This window comes from Psychrobacter sp. AOP30-A2-5, assembly GCF_052378115.1.
Taxonomy (GTDB): Bacteria; Pseudomonadota; Gammaproteobacteria; order Pseudomonadales; family Moraxellaceae; genus Psychrobacter.
In genome coordinates this window covers 22,609-28,608 of the sequence record NZ_JBQSXK010000026.1, presented here as the reverse complement: position 1 = coordinate 28,608, position 6,000 = coordinate 22,609, and the positions used below count along the sequence as shown (strand labels likewise).

3 protein-coding genes are annotated in these 6,000 nt (G+C 43.7%); all 3 read right to left on the bottom strand.

The window, feature by feature from the left end:
* Window positions 1-191: 191 nt before the first annotated feature.
* The gene (locus tag ACT3S4_RS13145; RefSeq protein WP_060491229.1) at window positions 192-2,513 is read right to left on the bottom strand and encodes an NADP-dependent malic enzyme; all 2,322 of its coding nucleotides are present in this window, start codon (window positions 2,511-2,513) and stop codon (window positions 192-194) included.
* A gap of 359 nt (window positions 2,514-2,872) precedes the next feature.
* Window positions 2,873-4,339, bottom strand: coding sequence for a protein adenylyltransferase SelO (locus ACT3S4_RS13140; protein WP_444761215.1), 1,467 nt, complete (start codon window positions 4,337-4,339; stop codon window positions 2,873-2,875).
* 323 nt (window positions 4,340-4,662) lie between these two features.
* Complete coding sequence (locus ACT3S4_RS13135; protein WP_211181299.1) at window positions 4,663-5,841, bottom strand: acyl-CoA desaturase; 1,179 nt, start codon at window positions 5,839-5,841, stop codon at window positions 4,663-4,665.
* Window positions 5,842-6,000 lie beyond the last annotated feature (159 nt).

The window sequence follows — 6,000 nt, the reverse complement described above, 5'->3', positions numbered from 1 at the left end:
TATTTTTATTGAGCCAGTGATGACTGATACTGAATAAGGCTACGTTGCATCTTAGCCAATGTATAACAAGCAAAAAAAACCAGTCAACGCTATTTAATAGCATTGACTGGTTTTAGTATAGCAGACAGTCTCTATAAATGAATAACAGAGACCATCTTGATAATACATACTACTAGGTAGCGCAGGATATATTACTGATTTTCGCTCGCCAAATCTTGAGCTTCAGTAACGGAAAGAGCAGTCATATTGACGATACCACGTGCAGTTGCTGATGGTGTGAGAATATGTACTGGTTTGCTAGTACCTAATAAAATAGGACCAATAGAGGCGCTACCAGTTGCTGTCTTGAGTAGGTTAAAGGCAATATTTGAGGCGTCAAGTGTTGGTAAGATGAGCAGATTTGCAGCACCTTTCAACGGACTTGATGGCATGTTGTTTAAACGAATATGTTCATTCAACGCGGCGTCACCTTGCATCTCGCCGTCGAATTCAAAGTCTACATTCATATCTGTCAGCAGTTCATAGACCTTGCGCATTTTTACAGCACTGGTGCGATTTGAAGCGCCAAAGTTAGAGTGAGAAACTAGCGCGACACGTGGTGTGATACCAAAGCGACGTAACTGATCAACTGCCAAGACAGTCATTTCAGCCAATTGTTCAGCCGTTGGATCTTCGTGGATATAAGTATCGGCGATGAAAATATTACGATCTTGCATGAGTACCGCATTCATAGCATAGAAGTCATTCACACCTTCTTTTTTGCCAATAACGCTTTGTACATATTTTAAGTGCAACTGATAATGGCTAAACGTACCACATACCATGCCATCTGCAGCGCCATTTTCGACCAATAGTGAGCCGATCAATGTGGTCTTACGACGAACATCACGACGAGCAAGTTCAATACTCACACCAAGACGTTTGTTCTTCTCGTAGTAACCCTGCCAGTAGTCTTTATAACGAGGATCGTCATCGATATTGACGATAGAGATGTTCACACCATCTTTTAGACGTAACCCTAGTTTTTCGATATTGGCTTCGATGACTGAAGGACGACCAATTAAAATAGGTTGTGCTAGCTTTTCATCAACGACCACTTGCACAGCAAGTAAGATATTATTGTCTTCACCTTCACAGTAAACGATACGTTTTGGATCGGCTTTAGCGCGCGCAAAGATTGGTTTCATCACGAATGCAGAGTTATACACGAACTCAGACAGACGCTGACGATAAGCTTGCATATCAGCGATAGGTAAGGTTGCAACGCCTGAATCCATCGCAGCTTGAGCGACCGCAGACGCGATCTCGATGATTAGGTTTGGCTCTAAAGGCCCTGGAATCAGGTAATCACGACCGAAACTTTGCATTTTTTCGATGTTTCTAGCGCTGGTGGTCGGCGTTGCTTCAACGTGTGCCATCGCAGCGATGGCTCTTACGCAAGCGACTTTCATCTCTTCGTTAACAGTCGTGGCACCAACATCTAATGCGCCGCGGAAGATATAAGGGAAGCATAAAGCGTTGTTTACTTGGTTTGGATAGTCTGAGCGACCCGTTGCCATGATGACATCTGGACGTACAGCGTGCGCCAATTCTGGCATGATCTCAGGCGTTGGGTTAGCAAGTGCAAAGACGATAGGGTCTTTTGCCATACGGCGAACCATATCTTCAGATAACGTACCAGGCATCGATAGACCAAGGAACATATCGACATCATCCATCACTTCGTCGATAGTGGTCGCAGTCGTCTCACGCGCATAGCGCTGTTTGGTTTCGTCAAGATTTTCACGGATAGTTGTAATGATACCGCGTGAATCTGAAACAAAGATATTATTTTTGTTCACCCCAAGTGCGCAAATAATATCTAAACAAGAAATGGCGGCGGCACCAGCACCTGAACAGACGATTTTAATCTCTTCGATTTTTTTGCCAGTAATCAATAGCGCGTTGAGCATCGCTGCTGCAACAATGATTGACGTACCATGTTGGTCATCGTGAAATACTGGAATGTTCATGCGCTTACGTAATTCACGCTCAATTTTGAAACATTCTGGTGCTTTGATGTCTTCTAGATTGATGCCACCGAAAGTAGGCTCAAGAGAGGCAACAGCTTCGATGAATTTGTCTGGATCATTTTGTGCAATTTCAATATCAAAAACATCGATACCTGCGAATTTTTTGAATAGAACCCCTTTACCTTCCATTACAGGCTTCGATGCCAATGGCCCGATATTACCTAGACCCAGTACCGCTGTACCGTTGGTGATAACACCAACCAAGTTGCTACGGGCGGTATATTTAGCCGCTAACGTCGGATCTCTTTGAATCTCAAGACAAGGAACTGCCACACCTGGTGAATAGGCAAGTGCTAAGTCACGTTGGTTTGCCAACTGCTTAATAGGGGTGACAGAGATTTTGCCTGGACGTGGGAACTCATGATAATGTAAGGCAGCTTGTTCAAACTGCTCTTTTTCTGTACTAAGGTTATCCGTATTCAAAGTGGTATCGTCATTCATAATAATTGCCATGGTTAGAATAAATTGGAATGAAGTAAATGGAGATAAAAATAACGTTTTACCCTCAAAAAATCATGGAATAATAATCCTCTAAGGGCAACGTGACGCTAAACAGTTAATAATTCAAAGTGTCAGGATTAGCGATTAAGCATTGAGCCAAAAAAGTAATCTAGTAGAATAGTTATTCTAGCACTATTGCCAATTCACTGCCTAGTCAGCTGCCGTGAACGGCGAGAATAATATAGTAAAATGATATTCATTATTTAGCCAATTAATAATGCCAAAAAATAGGGTTAAATATCAACCTTAATCTCATAATGTTTCAAAATATTACAGAATAGCAGTTTAATAACATATCATTAAGACGAGCAACTAATCGGCATTTGCGGCGCATGTGGGGTAGGCGGCATCGTGTCGAGAAGGGTAGCGATTGCTTGTACCTGATAAGGGTTAGCCAGTAAATCGAATACTCGACTCACTTCTTCGAACTGTCCTTGTTCTGCTGCCGTAATGGCACGCTGCGCCATACTATTACGCAGTACATAAACAGGATTATTGTGCTGCATATCATCGATAACTTGCTCAAGTGGCAGCTGCTGTATTTGCGCCATATAACGAGTCGACCAATCTTGCCAGACTTGTTGGGCATCATCGCTAAGCTCATTTGTCATGGTTGACAATAGCTGCTCTTCATAATGGTGCTCATTCGGCGCGACCAAACCGAGTAGCGCACGGAAGCTATTGGTATAGTCCAGCAAGTTGTCTTCTAGTAAGGTTAGCCATTCGAAAGCTAAGGTTAAGCTCTCTTTTGCATGCGGCAGCCCAAGCTTACAACAAAGCCCTTGCTGATAGTGCTGCATAAATGTGGCTTCATAAGGCGCTAGACAGTCTGCTAACGCCTCACGTGTTACGCCCTCTAAGCGCATAAAATGTGGCAGCCAAGCATTGAGATTCCAGTGACCAATAGCAGGTTGATTCTGATAAGCGTAGCGACCAGTATGATCAGAGTGGTTGTTGATCCAAGCAGGATTAAAACGCTCCATAAAGCCAAATGGACCAAAGTCTAAGGTGCTACCAGTGATAGAGAGGTTGTCAGTATTCATTACCCCATGAGCAAAGCCAATCAGTTGCCAATCAGCGATCATTCGTGCGGTTCGCTCAACCACCGTGGTTAAAAATGTCAGTATGGGAGCGTCACTATCACGGCACTCTGGATAATAAGTGTCGATCATATAATCAGTGAACTCAGCGAGTAAATCAGGAGCAAAGCTGGCAATCCACTCGATATGACCTAAGCGAATGTGACTATCAGCCACGCGCATCAATGCCGCACCTGCTTCCATGCGCTCACGGCGCACTCTGGTATCGGAGACAACAAATCCCAAAGCATTAGAGGAAGGAACACCTAATTGTGTAAGAGCATGACCACATAAATACTCGCGAATAGTGCTGCGCAAGACAGCACGCCCATCACCCATCCGCGAATAAGGCGTCAGACCAATACCCTTAAGGTGCAAGTCTTGCAATTGATTATTGTTATCGAGCACTTGTGCCATCAGCAAGCCGCGCCCATCACCCAATTGACCTGCCCATTGCCCAAATTGGTGACCCGCATAAACCATGGCCAATGGCTTAAAATCCGCTGGCATGTATTGACCACCGAGTATCTCTACCCAATGTGTCATTAAATCTTCATCATCTGTCCAGCCTAACTGTTGCGCAACTTGCATGTTGAAGTGTCCAGCACGTGGATTGTCCAGCGGCGTCGGCGGTTGCTCATGATAAAGGCGAGTGTCTAGATTGACATAGGTATTTTGATAGCGCATACAAGCCGTTCCTGCTTTTGAAGTATAAGTAAAGTGTAGGGGCAATAAAAGCACTATAGCATAGCCTTGATATTACATCATTTCACTCTGTCCATCTCTTGTAATAGCGCACCCAAAAACCATGAGTAATATTGAATGCATTTAGCCTATCAAACAAAGATATTGCTTCCACTTGTCCTTTTGATTTCTATAAATCAATGTTCGACACGAGCTATAAAGGATGAGCAAAAAAATCCCTCTATCTGCTACAGATAGAGGGAAGGAGAAGCTTTACAATTATCGTTCATCACAAAGGTAATAAAATACAGTTTAATAATCAGCGATTATGCCGCTTTTTTACTGATGCCGATAGAGCGAAACGCAGTTTTCAAATTGCTATTATGCTCAAGAATTTTTTGTTCAATTTTGGCATAGTCGTGCTTTAGCTCATCTTCCACTTCATGCAAGCGATCGGCATATTCTGTTTTTTTCAGCTCAATCGTTTTAGCTTTGAGAGCTTGCCATTCTTCAACAGTCTGCATAAAGGCATCATATTCAAACTTAATACGATCTTGGAAGCTCTTCATCGCATGAGGAAGATCAATGCCGCCCACTGCTGCCGTATCAATCTGCTGCTGAGCCGCTTTAAATTGCATTTGTACTTCTGCATGCTTGATAGTGGTGTCATCAACGGTACGTAGCTCACTGGTTAAGCCCAGCTTTGATAGGCCAGCAATCAACCATTTAGTAGGATCATACTGCCACCATTTTACCCCGTTACGATAGTCGTATTGGAAGAAGTGATGGTAGTTATGATAACCCTCACCCCACGTAAAGATAGCTAAGAAGAAGTTATCGCGAGCAGTATTGGTATCCGTATAAGGACGCGTGCCAAACATATGACATAGCGAGTTAATAAAGAAGGTAAAGTGGTGCGTCAGTACTAGACGTAGTAAGCCTACGATGACCAAAGTACCCCAAACATCACCCAATAACCAACCGATCGCAGCGACCACACCGATGTTTAATGCCGCAACCCATAAACCGTAATATTTATGCTGAATTTGCAGCGTTCTATCTTTGGTTAGGTCAGGGATATTTTTATAGTCAAATTTACCGCTAGGATAATTGCGTAGCATCCAGCCCATATGACTAAAGAAAAAGCCACGCTTTGCTGAGTACGGGTCTTCTAAGCGGTCATCGACATGACGATGATGCGTACGGTGACCAGAAACCCAATCAAACGCTGAACCTTGTACGGCAAAGGTGGAACCTAGCAATAAAAAGTTTTTGACGATCGGGTGCGCTTTATAAGCACGATGCGATAGCAGGCGATGGTAACCCGCCGTAATACTGATACCTGTCCATACCATAAAGGCACCAAATACGCCCCAAACTGGCGCGCTAACATCATGAGTAAACAAATACCATGGTGTAATGATCGCAGCAGCAATAGGTGTGGCTACCAAGATAGTTGCTGGAATCCAATTGATCGGCGCTTTTGTAAACTCAAACTCGCGCATATCAATGCTGTCTTCTTTAGTAGCGACATCTTGCTCTCCCGCAGCATGAGCGTAGTTGCGTTTGGCAACAGGCTGCTCATTAAGCGAGCTTGCAGTTTTACTCTCGTCAAAACGTGTCTTAAAACGTGTGGCTTGAGTGCTGGCGGCTTTGATAAGCGT